The 18,250-nt window shown below is 70.0% G+C and carries 21 protein-coding genes; 13 read left to right on the forward strand and 8 right to left on the reverse strand.

Annotated features, from left to right (window positions below; all coding sequences use genetic code 11):
* The first annotated feature begins 88 nt into the window (after nucleotides 1-88).
* Nucleotides 89-745 carry a maleylpyruvate isomerase N-terminal domain-containing protein gene (locus ABH920_RS08115; protein WP_370348243.1) on the forward strand — a complete coding sequence of 219 codons (657 nt, stop codon included), beginning with the start codon at nucleotides 89-91 and terminating at the stop codon, nucleotides 743-745.
* A 93-nt stretch (nucleotides 746-838) separates the two neighbouring features.
* Nucleotides 839-1,279, forward strand: a complete 441-nt coding sequence (locus tag ABH920_RS08120; RefSeq protein WP_370348244.1) for an ATP-binding protein — start codon at nucleotides 839-841, stop codon at nucleotides 1,277-1,279.
* A gap of 27 nt (nucleotides 1,280-1,306) precedes the next feature.
* Here the strand turns inward: ABH920_RS08120 and ABH920_RS08125 are convergent, their stop codons facing one another.
* Nucleotides 1,307-1,696 carry a hypothetical protein gene (locus tag ABH920_RS08125; RefSeq protein ID WP_370348245.1) on the reverse strand — a complete coding sequence of 130 codons (390 nt, stop codon included), beginning with the start codon at nucleotides 1,694-1,696 and terminating at the stop codon, nucleotides 1,307-1,309.
* 109 nt (nucleotides 1,697-1,805) lie between these two features.
* Here ABH920_RS08125 and ABH920_RS08130 point away from each other — a divergent pair, with 109 nt between their 5' ends.
* The 4 genes from ABH920_RS08130 to ABH920_RS08145 all read left to right on the forward strand — a co-directional run bounded on the left by ABH920_RS08130 (nucleotide 1,806) and on the right by ABH920_RS08145 (nucleotide 6,909).
* Nucleotides 1,806-2,834: a GDSL-type esterase/lipase family protein gene (locus tag ABH920_RS08130; RefSeq protein WP_370348246.1), complete on the forward strand. Its 1,029-nt coding sequence runs from the start codon at nucleotides 1,806-1,808 to the stop codon at nucleotides 2,832-2,834.
* A 250-nt stretch (nucleotides 2,835-3,084) separates the two neighbouring features.
* Nucleotides 3,085-4,902: an APC family permease gene (locus ABH920_RS08135; RefSeq protein ID WP_370348247.1), complete on the forward strand. Its 1,818-nt coding sequence runs from the start codon at nucleotides 3,085-3,087 to the stop codon at nucleotides 4,900-4,902.
* Nucleotides 4,903-4,915: 13 nt separating this feature from the next.
* Nucleotides 4,916-5,797 (forward strand): patatin-like phospholipase family protein, encoded by an 882-nt coding sequence (locus tag ABH920_RS08140; protein ID WP_370348248.1) that lies wholly within the window; start codon nucleotides 4,916-4,918, stop codon nucleotides 5,795-5,797.
* A gap of 2 nt (nucleotides 5,798-5,799) precedes the next feature.
* Nucleotides 5,800-6,909, forward strand: a complete 1,110-nt coding sequence (locus ABH920_RS08145) for a 1-acyl-sn-glycerol-3-phosphate acyltransferase (RefSeq protein ID WP_370348249.1) — start codon at nucleotides 5,800-5,802, stop codon at nucleotides 6,907-6,909.
* Between the two features lie 103 nt (nucleotides 6,910-7,012).
* Here ABH920_RS08145 and ABH920_RS08150 read toward each other — a convergent pair whose 3' ends face one another.
* Nucleotides 7,013-7,594 (reverse strand): hypothetical protein, encoded by a 582-nt coding sequence (locus tag ABH920_RS08150; protein ID WP_370348250.1) that lies wholly within the window; start codon nucleotides 7,592-7,594, stop codon nucleotides 7,013-7,015.
* A gap of 118 nt (nucleotides 7,595-7,712) precedes the next feature.
* Here ABH920_RS08150 and ABH920_RS08155 point away from each other — a divergent pair, with 118 nt between their 5' ends.
* Complete coding sequence (locus ABH920_RS08155) at nucleotides 7,713-8,435, forward strand: hypothetical protein (RefSeq protein WP_370348251.1); 723 nt, start codon at nucleotides 7,713-7,715, stop codon at nucleotides 8,433-8,435.
* Nucleotides 8,436-8,510: 75 nt separating this feature from the next.
* Here ABH920_RS08155 and ABH920_RS08160 read toward each other — a convergent pair whose 3' ends face one another.
* On the reverse strand, nucleotides 8,511-8,801 hold the full coding sequence (locus ABH920_RS08160) for a GlsB/YeaQ/YmgE family stress response membrane protein (RefSeq protein ID WP_370348252.1): 291 nt from the start codon (nucleotides 8,799-8,801) through the stop codon (nucleotides 8,511-8,513).
* Between the two features lie 173 nt (nucleotides 8,802-8,974).
* Between ABH920_RS08160 and ABH920_RS08165 the strand changes: the two genes are divergently transcribed.
* A complete protein-coding gene (locus ABH920_RS08165; protein ID WP_370348253.1) occupies nucleotides 8,975-9,262 on the forward strand; it encodes a hypothetical protein in 288 nt (95 codons plus the stop codon).
* A 126-nt stretch (nucleotides 9,263-9,388) separates the two neighbouring features.
* Here the strand turns inward: ABH920_RS08165 and ABH920_RS08170 are convergent, their stop codons facing one another.
* From ABH920_RS08170 to ABH920_RS08180, 3 genes are all read right to left on the reverse strand, one after another.
* Nucleotides 9,389-10,072 (reverse strand): PRC-barrel domain-containing protein, encoded by a 684-nt coding sequence (locus ABH920_RS08170; RefSeq protein ID WP_370348254.1) that lies wholly within the window; start codon nucleotides 10,070-10,072, stop codon nucleotides 9,389-9,391.
* 144 nt (nucleotides 10,073-10,216) lie between these two features.
* On the reverse strand, nucleotides 10,217-10,870 hold the full coding sequence (locus ABH920_RS08175) for a hypothetical protein (protein WP_370348255.1): 654 nt from the start codon (nucleotides 10,868-10,870) through the stop codon (nucleotides 10,217-10,219).
* Between the two features lie 97 nt (nucleotides 10,871-10,967).
* Nucleotides 10,968-12,371 (reverse strand): mycothione reductase, encoded by a 1,404-nt coding sequence (locus ABH920_RS08180; protein WP_370348257.1) that lies wholly within the window; start codon nucleotides 12,369-12,371, stop codon nucleotides 10,968-10,970.
* Nucleotides 12,372-12,598: 227 nt separating this feature from the next.
* Here ABH920_RS08180 and ABH920_RS08185 point away from each other — a divergent pair, with 227 nt between their 5' ends.
* From ABH920_RS08185 to ABH920_RS08200, 4 genes are all read left to right on the forward strand, one after another.
* A complete protein-coding gene (locus ABH920_RS08185) occupies nucleotides 12,599-13,294 on the forward strand; it encodes an ANTAR domain-containing protein (protein WP_370348259.1) in 696 nt (231 codons plus the stop codon).
* Nucleotides 13,295-13,370: 76 nt separating this feature from the next.
* Nucleotides 13,371-14,150: a GAF and ANTAR domain-containing protein gene (locus ABH920_RS08190; protein WP_370348260.1), complete on the forward strand. Its 780-nt coding sequence runs from the start codon at nucleotides 13,371-13,373 to the stop codon at nucleotides 14,148-14,150.
* A 136-nt stretch (nucleotides 14,151-14,286) separates the two neighbouring features.
* Nucleotides 14,287-14,628, forward strand: a complete 342-nt coding sequence (locus ABH920_RS08195; protein ID WP_370348262.1) for a hypothetical protein — start codon at nucleotides 14,287-14,289, stop codon at nucleotides 14,626-14,628.
* A gap of 136 nt (nucleotides 14,629-14,764) precedes the next feature.
* Complete coding sequence (locus tag ABH920_RS08200) at nucleotides 14,765-15,778, forward strand: alpha/beta hydrolase (RefSeq protein ID WP_370348263.1); 1,014 nt, start codon at nucleotides 14,765-14,767, stop codon at nucleotides 15,776-15,778.
* A gap of 21 nt (nucleotides 15,779-15,799) precedes the next feature.
* On the opposite strand, the gene ABH920_RS08205 is transcribed toward ABH920_RS08200, so the two are convergent.
* Nucleotides 15,800-16,852 (reverse strand): alcohol dehydrogenase catalytic domain-containing protein, encoded by a 1,053-nt coding sequence (locus ABH920_RS08205; protein WP_370348264.1) that lies wholly within the window; start codon nucleotides 16,850-16,852, stop codon nucleotides 15,800-15,802.
* A gap of 140 nt (nucleotides 16,853-16,992) precedes the next feature.
* Here ABH920_RS08205 and ABH920_RS08210 point away from each other — a divergent pair, with 140 nt between their 5' ends.
* Nucleotides 16,993-17,580, forward strand: a complete 588-nt coding sequence (locus tag ABH920_RS08210; RefSeq protein ID WP_370348265.1) for a TetR family transcriptional regulator C-terminal domain-containing protein — start codon at nucleotides 16,993-16,995, stop codon at nucleotides 17,578-17,580.
* A gap of 1 nt (nucleotide 17,581) precedes the next feature.
* Here the strand turns inward: ABH920_RS08210 and ABH920_RS08215 are convergent, their stop codons facing one another.
* Nucleotides 17,582-17,857 carry a hypothetical protein gene (locus ABH920_RS08215; protein ID WP_370348266.1) on the reverse strand — a complete coding sequence of 92 codons (276 nt, stop codon included), beginning with the start codon at nucleotides 17,855-17,857 and terminating at the stop codon, nucleotides 17,582-17,584.
* Nucleotides 17,858-18,250 lie beyond the last annotated feature (393 nt).

Below are 18,250 nucleotides of genomic sequence, written 5' to 3' on the forward strand. Positions count from 1 at the left end.
GGGAAGCGCAATTCCCTGATGGGGAATCGCGCTGCGGCCCGCGCGGTTGATCGTCCCCGAAGCGATGGGCTCCGGAGGGGATCAGGACATGACGCAAAGCACGCAGAGCACGAACACCAGGGAGCTCTACCTCGCCGCGGCTGAGGTGGTGGCGAAACTGGTGGCGGCGCCCGAGGTGGCAGCCGGGTGGCTTGAGGCGTCCGCATTGCCCAAGCTCAGCGTGCAGGGGCTGGCCGGGCATCTGGCCGGGCAGATCTTCTTCATTCCGGCGATGCTGGCCGAGCCGGTTCCGGTGGAGCCGGTCATCTCGATCCACGAGTACTACGCGCGGGTGTCGTGGATCGGATCCGACATCGACTCGCCGTTCAACCAGGCCATCCGGACCGGCGGCGAGCAGGACGCGGCCGGCGGCCCCGGCGACCTCGCGGAGCGGGTCGCGACCTGCGTCAAGGAGTTGCGGGCCACGCTGCCGGCGGCGCCGGACCGTGCGGTACGGCGGCCGACGTGGGGCCCCTGGTCGATCAGCTTCGACGACTTCGTCACGAGTCGGCTGCTGGAGGTGGTCGTGCACAGCGACGATCTCGCGTACAGCGTGGGCATCCCGACGCCCGAGTTCCCGCCGGCGGCCGTAGAGACCGTCGTCGATCTGCTGTCCCGGATCGCGTTGCGTCGGCACGGCGCGACCGACGTTCTGCGGGCGCTGAGCCGGGCCGAGCGGGCGCCGGCTTCGATCTCGGCGTTGTGAAGTCGGCGCGAGCTCCGCTGTAAGGCGTCAAAGGTTTACCACGACACGAAGCGGACATGCGGCGTGCGTCGCCGAGCCAAAGGGAGTGTCCCCATGGAACACGAATCCCGACCGATACCGGACTTCTCCGCTCTCGCCCCGGCTGTGGGGGCCGTCGTGATCAGCGTGCCGGCCGATCCCGACTACCTCGCGGTCGTCCGATCCGCGTGTGCGCAGGTGGGAGCCAAACTCAGCTGGGGTTTGGCGGAGGTCTCCGATCTGCGGCTGGCGGTCGACGAGGCGTGCGGGCTCCTGCTGCGCCATGCCGTCGGCGCGCGGAGCGACGAGGAGGAGGCGAACCTGCGGTGCCGGTTCGCCATCAGCCCCTCGTCGCTCCGCGCCACGGTGAGTCTGCGGGCCGAGGGCTTCGCCTCGCCCGACACCCAGGAGTTCGGCTGGACGATCGTCACGGCGCTGGTCGACGACTTCACCTGGAACATCGATGGGGCAACCGCTCACGTGGAGATCGTGAAGAACCGCACGGCGGCGGTGTGAACCGTGGGATGGAAAGGAGCGTCACTCTCAGGGGTGCGGCGTCGCGTCGGTCAGCACGTTCACGATGTGCGCGTAACCGAGCAGCTGTCGACGGATCTCCTGCTGCGAATCCAGCGGGCCCTCCGCGGCCGGCGCGCTCGTCTCGTGAATCTCCGGGATCCGGGTGGTGTCGATGCCACGGGCTTCCAGAACGGAGGCGACGGTGTTGTGCGCCACATCGAGCGCGACCGCGGGATCGTGCTGGTAGATGCCCTCGACGTTCTGCCATGAATCCTCGATGTACTCCCGGTCGGCATCGGTCAGACATTCGCGATATTCGGCCACGTCGAGGCCGCGGGCTGCGGAAGACTGCATTCTCGCCGCCTTCACCGATCCGCCTATGACCAGCACGGCGGCCCCGACCAGGAACAGCAGCATCAGGACGGTCACCATGGTTGTACCTCCTTCGGATCCGCGGCCTCATACCCGATTGTGTTGCTTCAAACAGACGACGAACCGACGACGGAACGACGACGAAAGGCGCCTCATGAGATCACCCCGGATCATGGTCCTCGGCGATTCGCTCGCCAGCGGGATGCACGACGACTACACCTGGCGCTGGCAGCTGGCGCAGCACTTCCGGCGAACGGGCACCCCCGCCGAGTTCGTGGGTCCGTACACGGGGACGTTCTCGATGTACGACGATCCCGTCCTCCTGGCCCTCGTGGAGGGAAAGCCGATCCCGACCGGCCCGGACGTGCGGAATCCGATGACCGGCTCCTACCGCGAGGGGCACTTCGAGGGCGGCCACTGCGCCCGGCCGGGATGGACCGCGCACGCCGCGAAAGCGTCGGTCCGAGGGCACGTCGCCGCCGAGCGCCCGGATTTCCTGCTGGTCCAGCTCGGATTCAACGACCTCGCGACCGTCGGGCCGCCGGAGCAGGCCCTGCGGGACCTGACCGCCGTCCTGTCCGAGGCCCGCGCCGCCGCACCGGCCCTGGTCATCCTCGTGGCGTCCATCGCGGGTACCACCACCTGGGGCAACGCGTGGTTCCGGGACACCATCCGGGACTACAACGCCAAGCTCCCCGCGGTGCTCGCCGCGCTCTCGACCGACGTCTCCCCCGTCGCCCTGGTGGACATGCACAGCGGGTTCGACCCCGACGCCGACACCTACGACGGCATCCACCCGAACCCGTCCGGCGAGCTGGCCATGGCCAGGAGCTTCGCGGACGCGTTGCTGCGCTTCGGCGTCGGCCACGTTCCGCTGGGGCTGCCGCCCACGCGACCGCACGAGCTCCCGCTGGCCGAACCGACGATCGCCGCGACGCGCGCCCGGGACGCGAGCATCCGGCTCACGTGGAACCGGGTCCGAGGCGCCTCCGCTTATCAGGTGGCGCTCCGCGACGTCACGCTCGGGCAGCCGCGCCAGGTGGGGCCGATCCCGGTGCTGGGCGACCGCTGGCTGGCCCAGGGGCTGACCGCGGGCCACCTCTACGAATTCGATGTCACTTCGGCGCGCGGCGAAAGGCTCGGACCACGCTCGAAGCCGCTGCGGCTGACCGCGGGCCGCTGACCGCCGGATTCTCCGGCCGGCCCGGCTCCGACAGCCGGCGAGCGTCGCCGCGATATCCCCCTGTTTACCTTCACGCGTCCCGGACAGCAGGGGGCCGACTGCCTTGCGACAACCGGCCGTCCGGCACCCGCGCGCCGAACCCGACTCCGGTTCGGTCCGATAAACCCTCCTGCCGGATCAGTACCTTGTGACAGAGGCGGTCAAAAAGTCACGAAACCACCGCCGCGAGCCTCGACAGCAAGGATCCGCCATGGGATATGGGACAGCGCCGAAGAAGGTCGTACCGCGCGTCCCCCTCCGGCACGGCGAGGGCAAAAAGGATCATCTGACCAGCTTCGGCGGCCTGGCCGCGCTTTCCCTGGACGCGCTGAGCTCGGTGGCGTACGGCCCGGAGGCGATCGTGCTGGTCCTGGCCGCCGCCGGGGCCTCCGCGCTGCGCCTGACGCTGCCGATCACGCTGGCCATCGCCGGGCTGCTGGCGGTGCTGGTCGTCTCCTACTGCCAGGTCATCGCGGTGCATCCGGACGGCGGCGGCGCCTACGCGGTCGGCAAGAAGGACCTCGGCGGCACGGTCAGCCTGCTGGCCGCGGCGAGCCTGGTGGTGGACTACGTCCTGACCGTCGCGGTCAGCCTGGCGGCCGGTGCGGCGAGCCTGGCCTCGGTGTTCCCGTCGCTGGCGAGCCACGTCCTCGGGCTGGCGCTCACCGGGCTCGTCGTGATCGCCGCCATCAACCTGTGGGGCATCGCCGAGAGCGCCCGGGCCTTCATGCTGCCGATGCTGCTCTTCCTCGGCGCGGTCTTCGCCGTCATCGGCATCGGCCTGGGCCGCTCGCACCCGGCCGCGGTCGTGGGGACCGCCATGCCGGTGCACGCCGCCGAGGCGGTGAGCGTGCTGCTGATCCTGAAGGCCTTCGCGGCCGGCTGCTCGGCCCTGACCGGGATCGAGGCCATCGCCAACGGCGTGCCGACGTTCCGCGAACCGCGTGCCAAGAACGCCCAGCGCACCGAGCTGATGCTGGGCGCGCTGCTGGGCACCATGCTGATCGGGCTCTCGATCCTCATCCACCGGCAGCACGTGGCACCGCGCGGCGGCGTCACGGTGCTGGCGCAGCTCGCCGCGGGGTCGTTCGGCACCGGCTGGGCCTACTACGCCACCAACATCATCGTCACCCTGGTCCTGGCGCTGGCCGCGAACACCAGCTTCGGCGGGCTGCCGGTGCTGATGAGCCTGCTGTCCCGGGACAACCGGCTGCCGCACCTGTTCGGCCTGCGCGCCGAACGCCCGGTGTACCGGTACGGCGTCGTCGCGCTGGCGCTGCTGGCCGGGCTGCTGCTGATCGTCGTGCACGCGGCCACCGACCGGCTGATCCCGCTGTACGCGATCGGGGTGTTCATCGGCTTCACCATCAGCCAGACCGGCCTGGTCCGGCACTGGTTCGGCGAGCGCCCGCCGCGCTGGTGGCTGCGCGCCGCGCTCAACGGCACCGGGGCGATCCTGACCGCGCTGGCCGCCGCCGTGTTCGTGGCGACCAAGTTCACGGAGGGCGCCTGGGTCGTGGTGATCACCGTGCCGGCGTTGATGCTGCTGTTCGCCCGGATCCAGAGCTACTACACCGCGGTCGGCCACGAACTCGACCTGACCGGAACGCCCCCGCCGCTCACGCCGACCCCCACCCTGGTGATCGTCCCGGTCGGCAGTGTCAGCAAGCTGACCGAGCACGCTTTGTCCGCCGCGGTCTCCCTGGCGGACGACGTCGTCGCCGTCAGCGTGTGGCCGGACCCCGACCAGTGCAAGGAGTTCCGTGCCGCCTGGGACCGGTGGGATCCCGGTGTCCGGCTCGAAACCCTGGTGAGTCCGCACCGGTCCCTGGTCCACCCGATGGTCGACTACGTCCGCGAAACCGCGAAGGGCGGCCGGCAGATCGCCGTGCTCATCGTCGAGGTTCAGCCACGGCGATGGCGTTACCGCATCCTGCAGAACCAGCGCGGCCTGCTCTTGGCGACGGTGTTGCGGGCCAGCACCGACGTCGTCATCTGCACGATCCCCTACCGGCTCACCTCGCGGTAGGGACGAAAGGAGCGTGAGTCCCACGACGGACAGCACTGATGGAATCGACGCCGGCGCCGGCGCCGCTGCCGGACGGATCGTCTTCGTCCTCGGCGGCGGCGGACACCGGGGCGCGTACGAGGTCGGCATGCTGCGGGCCCTGCTGGAAGCCGGGATCAAGCCCGACGCGATCGTCGGGGCCTCGGTGGGAGCGATCAACGGCGCGGTGTTGGCCGCCGATCCCACTGAAGGAGCCGTGGCGCGCCTGGAAGAGCTCTGGTCCGGGCTCGGCAAGAACGGTGTCTTCGAGGGCTCCCTGACCACGCGGCTCGGCACGGCACTGCGCAGCCGGACGCACCTGTTCACCAACGAGCCGCTGCGCCGGCGGTTGGAATCCGACCTGCCGGTTCGGTTGATCGAGGACTTGGCGGTGCCGTTCCAGTGCGTGGCGGCCTCCATCGAGCGCGCCGCAGAGCACTGGTTCACCCGCGGTCCGATCGCCGACGCCGTCCTGGCCTCCTGCGCGGTCCCCGGGCTGCTGCCGCCGATGGCGGTGGACGGCGAGCACTTCCTGGACGGCGGGATCGTGAACAGCGTGCCGGTCGGGCGGGCGCTCGCGCTCGGGGCCACGACCGTCTACGTGCTGCAGGTCGGGCACCTGGAGCGGCCGTTGACGGCGCCGAGCCGGCCCTGGGAGGTGGCGGCGGTGGCGTTCGAGGTAGCGCGCCGACACCGGTTCACCCGGGACATGGCCGAGCTGCCCGACGACGTCGCCATCCACGTCCTGCCCACCGGCAACGCCACATCGGACGGGGACGGATGGTCGAAGTACGTGCGGTTCCGCGACTTCAGCCGGACGCAGGCCCGGATCGAGCAGTCGTACCACGCTTCGGCCGCCTATCTGGCCGGGAGGTAGCCATGGGCATCGGCATACCGGTTCGCCGTGCGGTACTGCGGTTTCCCTTGCTCCGCCGCACGATCTCGATCCCGGTGCTGTTGTTCTTCACGGCGCTGACGTTCGTTCTGGTCCCGGTCGTCGGGGTGGTCACGGCGCCCTTCACGCTGCGTCCGGGCGGTCGGGGGCGCGCTTTTCGGTTCTCCGTGTTCCTGGCGGTGTATCTGGTCTCTGAGGTCGGCGGGTTGGCAGCGTGCGTGGCGATCTGGGGACGCGCGGGCTTTCGCGCGTCGAAGCGGCCTGAGACGTCCGAGTCATCTCAGGCGTATCAGGAGGCGAACTTCCAGCTGCTGGCTCGCCTGCTCGATCGGCTGTACGCAGCGGCCGGCAGGCTCTACGGACTGCGGATGCAACTGCCGGAGACGGTGGGTCCTTCCCACTCCGGGAGACCGACGGTGCCGGAACTGCCGCCCGGTCCGCTGATCATCCTGAGCCGGCACGGCGGCCCCGGGGACTCGTTCCTGCTGATCCACGCGCTTCTGGTCCATGGTCGGCGGCGGCCTCGCATCGTCCTCAAGGACACGCTGGCCCTGGACCCGTTGATCGACGTCGTGCTGCATCGAGTGCCGCACTGTTTCGTCGACCCGAATCCTGACGGGCATCCCGAGAACGAACACGGCGAAGACAAGCACGGGGAGAAGACCGCGGCGGAGATCGGACGCCTGGCCGCCGGCATGGGCCCGGACGACGCGCTGGTGGTCTTCCCCGAGGGTGGGAACTTCACGCCGGGCCGGCGCATCAGGGCCATCATGAAGCTGCGCCGCAGGGGGCTGCGGGATTCCGCGAACCGCGCTCGTCGGCTGCATCACGTACTGCCGCCGCGGCCGGCGGGGGTGTTCGCGGCGATCGACGCCGCGCCGGACGCCTCGGTCGTCTTCGTCGCGCACACCGGCCTGGACCATATGGAGTCCGTCGCCGACGTCTGGCACTCGGTCCCGCTGACGAAACCGGTCGAGGCGACCTGGTGGACGATTCCCGCTTCGCGGATTCCGATCGAGCGGGAGGCTCGCCTGCGCTGGCTGCAGGACAACTGGGCCGAGGTGGACGCCTGGATCGGACAGCACCAGGAATGAGAAGCAGCGCCTGGGACACGGCTGGTGCCGCGCCTCGGCGGGGAGGCGCGGCACCAGGTCTCTTGCTTGTCTATTAACTTGGCTCTCAACTCGTGGCTACGGCCTACGGCTTGACGCCCGAGCTCTGGGTCGCGCGGGGAACCGTCGCGCCAGGGGCGGCGAGCATGTCCTCGAGCAGGGCCCGGTACTGCATCAGTGCCTTGCGCTCCTCCTCGGTCGACACCAGCGTCGGGTCGGTCGCCGCGCGCTCGCTGACCGATCTGGCCTGGCGGTAGCCGGGCAGGACGTTTCCGTGCTCGACCGACAGCAGCGCCAGATGGTCGTCGTCGTCCGTCGCGGGGTAGCCGCGGGCCGCGACCAGCCGGGCGACCAGCTGCTCGGCGCTGGTCAGGGCGAGCGCGGGGTTGTCGAGGAAGCCGCCTTGCACGTGCTCCCAGGACGTGGTGTAGAAGTCCTGGTCGTCCGCGCTGATCGGTTCCAGGCGCAGCTTCTTGTGCAGGTGGGTGCGCCGGGCGAGTTCCCGGTCCGCGCCGCGTACACCGCCGTAGTCGGCTCTGACCTGCTCGTATTCGGGCCCGAACGAGGCTCGGATCTGGCGCCTCGCGTGCTCGCGCCGGGCCGCGTACACCGCGACCGCGACGATGAGGACGAGGACGATGACGGTGACGATCACGCCGATGGTCATGGGGGCCTCCTGGAGTCTCGGGGCTCAGCCATGCCCGCGATACGGCGACCGAAACAGGCTGTTAGGAATCGCGGGCAGGGGTAGCAGGAGGGCCCGAACTCGACGAGGTACGAGAGGCATGAACATGACGCATGCGACCGACGAGCACCCTGTCGACGAGAACGCGAGCGAAACCGACTACGAAACCGAGAACGAGTACGAGAACGAGAACGAGAACGAGTACGAGTACGAGAAGCAGAACGAGTACGAGAACCAGAACCGCGACGAGGGCGACAAGGGCGACGGCGAGACCGTCCACCACGCTCCGGACGAGGCGCACGTCGAACGTCAGCTGCAGGACGGGCCGCAGGGTCCGCAGGGTCGTGTGGCGATGGCGGCCGCGGGGATCGACGTGGACCGTCAGTTTCCGGTGGACGCCGTCGATCAGCACCCTGACGAGGGCCCGGACCCGACCCCCGAAGGCGGCGCGGACAACTTCGACGAAGCTCCTGCCGTGGACGACCCGGGCGGCACCGAGGACCCTGACAACGTCGCGGCCGCCGCTCCGGCGCTCGCCACTCCCCCGGGGCCGACGTCCGTCGCCGAGCTGCTGCCGTCCGACGACAAGCACACGTTCCTGAGCCGCTGGAACACCATCCAGATCGGCTTCGTCGAGGACCCCGCGCAGTCCGTACGCGACGCGGACGCCCTCATCGAGGAGATCTCAGCCGCCTACGTCAACGCGATCGCGGAGCGCCGCAACGCGCTGAGCGCCACCTGGCAGAGCGATGCCGGGACCGAGGAGATGCGGCGGGCCGTCCTGCAGTACCGCTCGCTCCTCGGCGTGATCCTCCCCGGATAGGGGAAACGGAATTCGGCCGCCGCAGCCCGAAGGCTGCGGCGGCCGAATGCGTTGGTCGGGGTCCGAAGCGAACCCTCAGCGACGCAGGCCACGGCGCCGGCCAGAGGTGAGACCCCGCTTCCCGGTCACCAGTTCGACGGCACCCAGCAGGACGATCGCCCCGAGGATCGCGGTGATCCACGTGGAGATGTTGAAGAAGCCCTGGAGGTTCTCGACGTGGAAGACCTTGTCGGCGATCCATCCGCCGAGCAGGGCGCCGACGATGCCGATCACCGTGGTGACGATGAGGCCGTGCGGGCTGCCCATGATGCGGTCGGCGATCAGGCCGACGACGAGGCCGAGCACGATCCAAGCGATGATGCCCATGAGGATCTCCGATGTCGTGGAAGGGATTTCAGCGCCGCCTTACTTCCCGGCGGCCGGCTCCTGCTACCCGCACCTCACGGCATCAACCAGAATAATCAGGCCTACTCCGCAGAATTCTTGAACCTTTTCCCCGCGGCCGTTATTCGATATTGGACCGGGGCACCAGGCGGCCTATGGCATACGAACTCCGCTCGCGCGGACCCAGAGACCTGATATCCCTCGCCGCCATCATCATCGCGGCCATCCTCGTCCTCCACATCATCTTCGTGTGGCTGAACGCGAACCAGGGCAACGACATCGTCTCCACCGACGCGGACTGGGCCGGCTGGCTGGCCACCTGGTTCATCGACCTGTTCACGCCGGCGAACGTCAAGCTCAGGACCTTCCTGAACTACGGACTCGCCGCCCTCTTCTTTCTGGCCGTCGGCGCGCTTCTGCGCCGCGTGGTGCGCGACCTGTAAGGGCTGCTGACGGCCAGGACCTGCCTGGTCCGAGGAGGAAGGGGGCCCGCCCGGGGGGGGGATGGCGGGCGGGCCCACCTCTGCCTGGTGACCCGGATTCGGATCGGCAAACACTCGCCGACCGGGTCAGTCCTGCTCGTCGAGGTCGACCGGGGGAAGGTCGCGCACCTCGTCCTTCGTGAACCGCAGCCGGACCCCGTTCGCGTCGACCTCCGCCATGGCGCCGATCGGGATGGCGACGCGCTTCTTGCCCCACAGGTGGCCCTCGTCCAGCAGGATGTGCGTCACCGCGTGGTCGGCGGGGTCGACGACCAGGCCCTGGACGCGGCCGATGTCACCGTCGGCGGCGTGGACCGCTTCGCCGCGCCGCACCTGCACCTCGCCGAACGGCACGCGGTCGTAGGTGACGGTCTGCGGGGCGGACGGCTGTCCGGGCGGCGCCATCGCGCTCGTGCCGCCGGTCGTGACGCCCGAGCCGCCGACCCCGAGGCCGTACAGCGGCCACGAGAGCAGGTGTTCCTGCTCGTAGCCCCACTCGCCGCGGGCTCCCGTCACGAAGTCCGTCACCTCCGCGGGCTCGAGCCGGTCGAACTCGGCGCTCGTGCAGCCCAGGCGGATCCGGGTGTCCGTCGAACTCGCCAGGCCGACCGGTACCAGACGGCCGCTTTCCGACCCGTGCTTCGTCGTACCGACCACGAGATGGGTCAGCCTCTGGGCGACGGGGTCGACGACGACGCGCTGAAGCTCCCCGCACACTCCGTCGTCGCACTCGACCTCGCTGCCGATGGTGAACTCCGCGTGAGCGTTCATGGTCCGCCTCCGTTGTCTCCGAGCGGCTCTCACCCGCCGACCGTCACATGCGGCCATGACTCGCTGTCGCTGGCCGTCACTGGTCGTCGGCGAACCGCCGGCTCCTGCTGCCCCTTGCGCAGGGAGGCAAACCGCCCCGAACCGTCAGCTCCACTGCTCCGTGGCCGAAGCCTGCTTCTGGATGTCGTCCAGAACCGCCTGGCCGACGCGCTTCGTCTCGCGGCGGTTGAAGAGCGCACCCGCGGCCGCCCCGGTGAGGAGGGGCCCGAGCGACAGTGCGCTGCGACCGGTTCGGGCCGCCAGCCGACGCGACAGGCGCTTGCGCAGCGGAGAGCCGATCGCCAGGACGAAGCCGCCGGGTACCAGCACGGCGCTGCGGCGCTCGCCCCAGGCGACGACGTAGGCCGTCATGCGGCTCACGCTCGTTCCCGGGACGCCGAGGCCGTACAGCTCGTGCAGTTCGGCGACGAGCTTGACCTCTATCGCGACCACGGCCACGGTCTCCGCGGCTACCTCCACCGGGAACGCCGGGATGAAGGGCAGGACCGCCCAGACGCCGACGGTGGCGCCGGTCGCGGCCGTGGCGCGGGACGCGGTGCGGATCAGTTGAGCCGCGACCTCGTCCGGGGCGAGCCCCGGATACTGCTCGCGCAACGTCTCCTGGCTGCGGACCGGCAGCTTCGGCGCCACGGCCAGCACCTCGTCGAGGAGCTTCTGCCCGGTGAGGATCATCGCCTGCCGGGCCGCCGATTTGTCGCCCCGCACGTTCAGGGCTGTGGACTTCACCTGTCGGATCATGCCGTCGCACCTGCTTCCCGTGGCCTTCGGTCGGCGCACGAGCCCTTCCATACCCCCGATATCCGGTAATCCACGGTCCGGTTGTGGGGAATGGCCGTCAACCGGTCCGCAGCGGAAGATCGAGCAGGGCGTTCTCCACGAGCTCTGACATCGCCGGGTGGATCCAGTACTGGCCGCGCGCGACCGTGGGCGCGTCCTGGCCCAGGCTCATCGCCTGGATCAGCGGCTGGATCAGGACGGACGCCTGCGGGCCGATGATGTGCGCGCCGAGCAGCCGTCCGGTCTCCGGGTCGGCGAGGACCTTGGCGAAGCCCTCCGGGTCGTTCATCGCCCAGCCGTAGGCGATCGCCTTGTACTCGCGCCGTCCGACCACGTACGGGACGCCGTCGGACTGGGCCCGCTGCTCGGTCAGGCCCACCGACGCGATCTCCGGCGAGGTGAAGACGGCATGCGGCACGAACCGGTGGTCGGCCTCGATCGGCTGGTCGGGATGCGCCAGGTTGTGCGCCACCACCCGGGCCTCGTGGTTGGCGACGTGCTTGAGCTGGTACTCCGAGCTGACATCGCCGAGCGCGAACACGCCGGGCACGTTCGTCCGCTGCCGGCCGTCCACCTCGATCCGGCCGTCCGGAAGCGTCGCGATCCCGGCCGCGGGCAGGTCCAGCCGGTCGGCGTTGGAGCGTCGCCCGACCGCCACGAGGAGTTCGTCGCCTTCGACGACTTCATCGGCGGCGCCGTCGCCATCGCCATCTGGACCCTTCATGTGAACGCGGACGACCGCGCCGTCGCGCTCGACCCTGGTGACTTCCCTTCGTTCCCTGAGATCCCACTTCCGTCGGGCGACGTCGGTGAGCAGCTGCGAGACGTCCCGGTCTTCCCGCCTCAGCATGCCGCCGGATCGGGCGATCACGGTGACCCGCACGCCAAGGGCCGCGAAGACATGGGCGAACTCCGCCGCGATCGAACCCGCGCCCAAGATGATCAGCCGCGACGGAAGCTTCTCGACCCGCATGACGGTCTCGTTGGTCAGGAACCCCGCGTCCGCCAACCCCGGCACGTCCGGCACGATCGGCCGCGAGCCGGCGGCGATGACGACGCGGTCCGCGCTGATCGTCTCGCCGCCGGCGACCGACAGCGTCTTCGGACCGACGAAGCGCGCCTCGCCCTCGAACAGGGTGAGATCCGGGCCACCGGTGCGGCGGTGGTGCAGCCCGTCGGTCGAATGCCGGTCGATCCGGTCGAAGATCCGGTTCCTGATGTCCTGCCAGCGCACGGCGGGAGCCTGAAGGTCGAGCCCGAACTCCCCCGCCCCGCCGGCGGCCTCGGCCAGGCCCGCGGTGTAGACGAACATCTTCGACGGGATGCAGCCGACGTTCAGACAGGTCCCGCCGAACCCGACCGCCGCGTCGTCGACGAGCGCGACCTTCCAGTCGCGGGGCCGGCGGCCGATGACCGAGTCGCCGGATCCGCTGCCGATGACGATCAGCTCGAAATGCTCCATGCCTCCATCATCATCGACACCACTGTCCCCGGGAGTCCTCGCCACCGCCGCGCGTTCCGAAGCCGGACTCGTCTCGGCGGATCCGCGCCGTCGAGCAAGTCGCCGGACGAACCGCCGGACGAGCCGCGCCACGAGGCCGACTCGGGCCCGTTCCGCATCGCCGGGGCTCCTCGGAACCGCTATCGTTCCGGGCAAGGAAGGGCGATATCTGCATGGTCAGCGCTCAGATGACGACCGTCTTGGCGATGCTGGACCGGAACACCGGCCAACTCCCGGCCGACGACCGGGCCGCCGCCGAGGCCGCAGCACGCGCCCTGGGCGTCGACGGCATCACCGCCGGGGTCGGCACCGGGCCCGCGGGCACGGTCCTGGCCTGGGGCAGCGGGGCCGTCAGCGCCGCGGTCGACCACCTGCAGTTCACCCTCGGCCAGGGCCCGGGCGCCGATTGCGCGGAAACGGGTCTTCCGGTGCTGGCGCCGGACCTGATGGCGTCCGGCACGCGCTGGCCGGCGTTCACCCCGGCGGCGGCGGCGCTGGGGGTGCGGGCGGTCTTCGCGTTCCCTTTGAACATCGGGGCGATGAGCGTCGGCACGATGCTGGCGTATCGCGGGGCCGAGGGCTCGTTGAGCGACGGACAGTACGCCGACGCCGTGGGGCTGGCGATCGCGGTCACCGTCGTGCTGATCGGCCGCCGGTCGGTGCGGGACGGCGGGCCGGACAGCTGGGTCCCGGCCGGATGGGCCGCTCCGCAGACCTACCGGGCCGAGGTCCACCAGGCCACCGGGATGATCAGCGTGCAGCTCGGCGTCAGCCTCGCCGAGGCGCTGGCCCGGCTGCGGGCCTACGCCTACAGCCAGGACCGGCTGATCGCCGAGGTCGCCGCCGACGTCGTGGGCCGCCGGCTGCGCTTCGACGGGTTGTAGCTCTGTTGTGTCCGAACGCGGTGTCCGATCGCGTGGATGGTGCCGCCGGCAGGGCTGGTGGCCGTATTTTGGAGGCATGGACATGACGCGCGAACGACTGCTCGCCGAGGTGTTCGTCGACACCGCGGACACGTTGGTGGAGGACTTCGACGTCATCGACTTCCTGCACACGCTCGCCGAGCGCTGTGTGGAGATCCTGGATGTGGACGCCGCCGGCATCATGCTCTCCGACGCGGCCAAGGTGCTGCACGCCGCCGCGTCCTCCACGGAGAACGCTCGGCTGCTGGAGCTGTTCGAGCTGCAGTCCGAAGCCGGTCCCTGCATCGACGCCTTCACCACCGGCCGCCCGGTCGTCAACGTCGACCTGTCGGCCAGCGCCGAGCGCTGGCCCCGGTTCGCCGAGGCCGCGCAGGCCACCGGCTTCGTCTCGGCCCACGCGCTGCCGTTGCGCCTGCGCGAGAAGGTCATCGGCGCGCTCAACCTGTTCTGCGAACGCCCCGGCACCCTGACCGCGGCGGACGTGCGCAGCGGCCAGGCCCTGGCCGACGTGGCCACCGTCGCCATCCTGGCGCACCGCAGCCTGCGGCACGCCGACCTGCTGGCCGAGCAGCTCCAGTACGCGCTGACCAGCCGGATCGCGATCGAGCAGGCCAAGGGGGTGCTGGCCGAGCGGCGCGGCATCAGCGTCGACGAGGCGTTCGCCCTGCTGCGCGGGCACGCCCGCAGCCACAACCTGCGGCTGTCGGACCTGGCCCGGGAGGTCGCCAACGGCACCTCGGCCGAGGCCGAGTTGCTGGGCACGGCCGGAACGGGCGAGTCGGGCACGACGGGCGCGACGGGCACGACGGGTTCCTGAACCAGGGGCCGAAGCGCGGCCATCGAGGGAGACGGCGAACGCGTTCGCGAAGTCTTGAGCGATACCGTCTCCGGCGCAGGCGCACCGGGACGACGTTCTACGGGCACGGGATACCTGCCGGGTGCACACTGGCCTTATGCCGAAGAAGCCGCGAACGTCCTGCGAAGGCCGCCAGTCCAAGAAGCGCCTGCTGCGCACCGTCGTGTTCGTCGCCGGGACGATCGCCCTGGAGACGGCCTACATGCGCAAGCGCGGCTACGCCGTCGGCCTGAAGACGGTCGTGCGGTGCCGTGCGGGCCACCTGTTCACGACGATCTGGATTCCCGGCGCTTCGCTCAAGGCGGTCCGCCTCGGGACGGTGCGGCTCCAGTACTGCCCGGTCGGCCGGCACTTCACGTCGGTGCGGCCGGTGAAGGAGGCCGAGCTGACCGAGGAGGTGCGGGAGGCCGCGCAGCAGCACGACGTGCGGATTCCCTGAGCCGCTTCCTCTTCCCTGAGCCTGTGGTCGGCGCGCCTGGTACCTCGTCGGCGCACCCGCTACCCCGCGTCCTCGCCTGCTTCACGGCGGCCCACTACTCTGCCGTTCTCACAGCTTTCGCGCGGAGGACTAGCCAATGACGCAGTGGACGCCAGACCGTCTTGCCGGATACCACCAGCAGGTGTTCGAGCTCGGCCCCGACCCGGACGGCGAGGGTGCCGTCACGGCGGTGCTCGTGCGGCGCGATCCGCGGAAGGGCGAAGTCGTCCACGGCGCCGTCTTGTACGTGCACGGATTCGCCGACTACTTCTTCCAGACGGACCTCGCGGACTTCTTCGCGGCCCGCGGACTCGCGTTCTATGCGCTGGACCTGCGCAAATGCGGCCGGGCGCGGCACGCGGGCCAGACCGCGCACTACGTGTCGGACCTCGCGTACTACGACGAGGAGCTCGACCGTGCCGTCGAGGTGATCGGCCAGGAGCACCCCGGAGCCGCGGTTCTCCTCGCGGCGCACTCGACCGGCGGCCTGATCCTGCCGCTGTGGCTGGACCGGCGCCGCCGGAAGGGCGGCGTGGCCCCGGTCGCCGGTATGGCGCTGAACAGCCCGTGGTTCGACCTCCAGATCTACCCGGCGGCGCGCCGCGCGGCGTTGACCCAGGGCCTGCGCGTCCTGGCGAAGGTCGCGCCCTTCCGCGCCCTCAAGCAGCTGCCCGGTGTCTACGGCGCCACGCTGCACTCCAGCGGCACCGGCGAGTGGGAGTTCGACCTCGGGCTCAAGCCGCTGTCGGGCTTCCCGGTCACGTTCGGCTGGCTGAACGCCGTCCGACGCGGCCATGCCCGGCTGCATCGCGGGCTCGACCTGGGCGGCGTGCCGACGCTGGTCCTCAGGTCCGACCGGACGCACTTCTCCCGCCGGTATTCGGACGTCAGCGACCGTGCCGACCTGGTACTGGACGTGGAGCAGATCGCCGGACGGACGCCGTGCCTGGGCGGCCGGTTCACGCTGCTGACGGTGCCCGGGGCACGGCATGACGTCTTCCTCTCGCTGCCCGAGGTGCGCGCGCACGCCTACGCCGGGCTCGGGGACTGGCTCGACCAGGGCTCGTTCGGCGCCGGGGTCGGGGGCGCACAGGCGCCCACCCCGCAGTAAGGGGTCTGAAGCAATGCGGCCTCAGGCCGCAGTGTCCAAAACCACGCGGAACCTGGCCTGCCCGGACATCATGTGCTCGTAGGCCTTCGCCGCGTCCGCCAACGGCATCAGCTCCGTCATCGGCCGGATCCCGTGGGCCAGGCAGAAGCGCAGGTTGTCCTCGTTGTCGCTCGGCGTGCCGGTGAGGCTCCCGACGATGCTGCGGCCGCCGAAGATCAGATCTGAGGTCTGGACCGAGATCGGGTCGGCGGAGGCGCCGAGGACGACCAGCCGTCCGCGCACGGCCAGCCCCGGAATCAGGGGGCTCATCGAGGCGCCGGAGGACGCCGTGGCGATCACGGCCGCCGCACCGCCGAGCTCCTGCAGCGCCGCTCCCGGGTCCTGCGCGCTGCTGTCGATGTAGTGGTCGGCCCCGAGCGAGTACGCCAGCTCCGCCTTCTCGCCGCCGCGCGCGACGGCCGCGACACGGTAGCCGAGCTTGTCGGCGTACTGGAGCGCGAGGTGACCCAGGCCGCCGATGCCCTGCACGGCCACGAGCGCTCCGGGCACCGCGTCGATCGCGCGCAGGCCCATGAAGGAGGTCAGGCCGGCACACAGCAACGGCGCGGCCTCGTGTGCGGACAGCCCGTCCGGGATCCGCACGAGGCCGGTGGCCTTGACGATCACGGACTCCGCGTAGCCGCCGTCGATCGTCGTACCGGTCTGCTGCTGGTTCTGGCAGTACACGAAGTCGCCCCGGCGGCAGGAGTCGCACACGCCGCAGTGGCCGGCGAGGAATCCGACGCCGACGCGGTCGCCGACCTGCCAGCTGCGGACCTGGCCACCGGCCTGCCCACCGGCCCGCTCGCCGACCTGCTCGCCGACCGCCTCGATCACGCCGACGATCTCGTGCCCGGGCACGACCGGCACGGACGGATCCGCGCGCAGCCCTTCGACGGCCAACGCGTCGGAGTGGCACACACCGCACGCTTCGACCCGCAGCCGGACGAAGCCGGGTCCCGGCTCCTCGGCCTCGCGCTGGACCGCGGCGAAGCTGCGCGAGCCGCTGACCTGCACTGCTCGGTAGACAGACATGAGAACTCCAAGGTGTGGAGGAAGCCGGCGAACCCACCGGGCTCTTTCATGATGACCGGTCGTCTTGAAATCCGTCAACCGGAACGACCGGGCTTGACACGACTTAAGACGAGCGGCCATATTGGAGATCGGAGGTGGCGATGGCCAGGCAGAGCATGCGAGCGCAGATCGTCGACGCGGCCGCGGAGCGGTTCCACACGCACGGCTACAACGCGGCGGGCGTCAAGGACATCACGGACGCGGCCGGCGTCCCAAAGGGCTCGTTCTACAACCACTTCGAGAGCAAGGAAGCCCTCGCCGTCACCATCCTGGACCTGTACGGACAGACCAGACGGCTGGAAGACCTCGCCGACGAATCGGTCGCCCCCCTGGCGCGCCTACGCAGCCACTTCGAGTTCCTGCGCGGGGAGCAGGAGGGCTACGACTACTCCCGCGGATGCCTGCTGGGCAACTTCGGCGCGGAGATCAGCGACCACAGCGAAGTCCTGCGCGAGCAGGTCCAGCGCGGGTTCACCTACTGGCGCGAGGCCCTGGCCGGGGCGCTGGCGGACGCGGTGCGCCTGGGCGAGGTCGATCAGAGCCTGGACCCGGAGACGACCGCACTGTTCGTGATGACCGCGTGGGAGGGTGCGCTTCTGGCGGCTCGGACCAGTCGCAGCGGTGCTTCGTTCGATGCTTTCTTCAGCAACGTCTTCGACCGGCTGTTGCGGTCGCCTGCGGGGTCGTGACTTACGACGCGTCACGGTATCGCTGGGCACTTACAACGGCGTTCTGAAGAAGCCCCCGCGCGTTTCCCGCGTCGGCCTTACCGACGAGAATCGACAAGAAGTCAGCATCCGGATACCCGGCAACCGCACGATCATCAGTAGCCCATGCCTGCGAGAAGACAGAGATCATCATCTCGTTGCACGCACTAGCCTGAGCGGCGTCGACAGTTGCGGGATCGGCGTAGAGCTCCCGGGCGGCGATCCCCAGCCGGTGGCCCAACGCCAGCAGGAACGCCATCCGGGAATCCGATGCCAGCGCCTCTAGTACTGAGTTTTCCACGGCTAATCCAGATTCCAGAAGTCTTCGTCGGTCATGACCGCCTCACCATAGCGCTCACGGGCCACCCAATCCCCCAAAGATCGCGCACGGCGGCGGACCGTGCCGCTTCATGATCCGGTACCGACTCAGCGCGCACTCAAACCACGGGTCAGGGGGCCAGCCAGCGGCCCGGTCAGTGTTTTGAAGCGAACGGCCAGTGATTTGAAGCGATCAACGGGTGATTGTTGTGTGTGTCATCCCCCGCAGTTACTTTCGACGGTCGGCGGTGTGTGATCACCGGTGGGGTGTGGGGCGTGCGCCCGTTTCTCGAGGAGTTTCGGCCGATGTCAAGGTTCAGACATGGTTCTTCCG

Source organism: Catenulispora sp. EB89, from assembly GCF_041261445.1.
Lineage (GTDB): Bacteria > Actinomycetota > Actinomycetes > Streptomycetales > Catenulisporaceae > Catenulispora.

Coding starts and splice junctions, on each gene's coding strand:
- ABH920_RS08210 (WP_370348265.1), top strand. CDS start 16,993: ATGGCCAGGCAGAGCATGCGAGCGCAGATCGTCGACGCGGCCGCGGAG.
- ABH920_RS08215 (WP_370348266.1), bottom strand. CDS start 17,857: ATGGCGTTCCTGCTGGCGTTGGGCCACCGGCTGGGGATCGCCGCCCGG.
- ABH920_RS08150 (WP_370348250.1), bottom strand. CDS start 7,594: ATGACCATCGGCGTGATCGTCACCGTCATCGTCCTCGTCCTCATCGTC.
- ABH920_RS08205 (WP_370348264.1), bottom strand. CDS start 16,852: ATGTCTGTCTACCGAGCAGTGCAGGTCAGCGGCTCGCGCAGCTTCGCC.
- ABH920_RS08190 (WP_370348260.1), top strand. CDS start 13,371: ATGGACATGACGCGCGAACGACTGCTCGCCGAGGTGTTCGTCGACACC.
- ABH920_RS08125 (WP_370348245.1), bottom strand. CDS start 1,696: ATGCTGCTGTTCCTGGTCGGGGCCGCCGTGCTGGTCATAGGCGGATCG.
- ABH920_RS08180 (WP_370348257.1), bottom strand. CDS start 12,371: ATGGAGCATTTCGAGCTGATCGTCATCGGCAGCGGATCCGGCGACTCG.
- ABH920_RS08160 (WP_370348252.1), bottom strand. CDS start 8,801: ATGGGCATCATCGCTTGGATCGTGCTCGGCCTCGTCGTCGGCCTGATC.
- ABH920_RS08185 (WP_370348259.1), top strand. CDS start 12,599: ATGACGACCGTCTTGGCGATGCTGGACCGGAACACCGGCCAACTCCCG.
- ABH920_RS08130 (WP_370348246.1), top strand. CDS start 1,806: ATGAGATCACCCCGGATCATGGTCCTCGGCGATTCGCTCGCCAGCGGG.
- ABH920_RS08120 (WP_370348244.1), top strand. CDS start 839: ATGGAACACGAATCCCGACCGATACCGGACTTCTCCGCTCTCGCCCCG.
- ABH920_RS08195 (WP_370348262.1), top strand. CDS start 14,287: ATGCCGAAGAAGCCGCGAACGTCCTGCGAAGGCCGCCAGTCCAAGAAG.
- ABH920_RS08115 (WP_370348243.1), top strand. CDS start 89: ATGACGCAAAGCACGCAGAGCACGAACACCAGGGAGCTCTACCTCGCC.
- ABH920_RS08145 (WP_370348249.1), top strand. CDS start 5,800: ATGGGCATCGGCATACCGGTTCGCCGTGCGGTACTGCGGTTTCCCTTG.
- ABH920_RS08165 (WP_370348253.1), top strand. CDS start 8,975: ATGGCATACGAACTCCGCTCGCGCGGACCCAGAGACCTGATATCCCTC.
- ABH920_RS08170 (WP_370348254.1), bottom strand. CDS start 10,072: ATGAACGCTCACGCGGAGTTCACCATCGGCAGCGAGGTCGAGTGCGAC.
- ABH920_RS08135 (WP_370348247.1), top strand. CDS start 3,085: ATGGGATATGGGACAGCGCCGAAGAAGGTCGTACCGCGCGTCCCCCTC.
- ABH920_RS08200 (WP_370348263.1), top strand. CDS start 14,765: ATGACGCAGTGGACGCCAGACCGTCTTGCCGGATACCACCAGCAGGTG.
- ABH920_RS08155 (WP_370348251.1), top strand. CDS start 7,713: ATGAACATGACGCATGCGACCGACGAGCACCCTGTCGACGAGAACGCG.
- ABH920_RS08175 (WP_370348255.1), bottom strand. CDS start 10,870: ATGATCCGACAGGTGAAGTCCACAGCCCTGAACGTGCGGGGCGACAAA.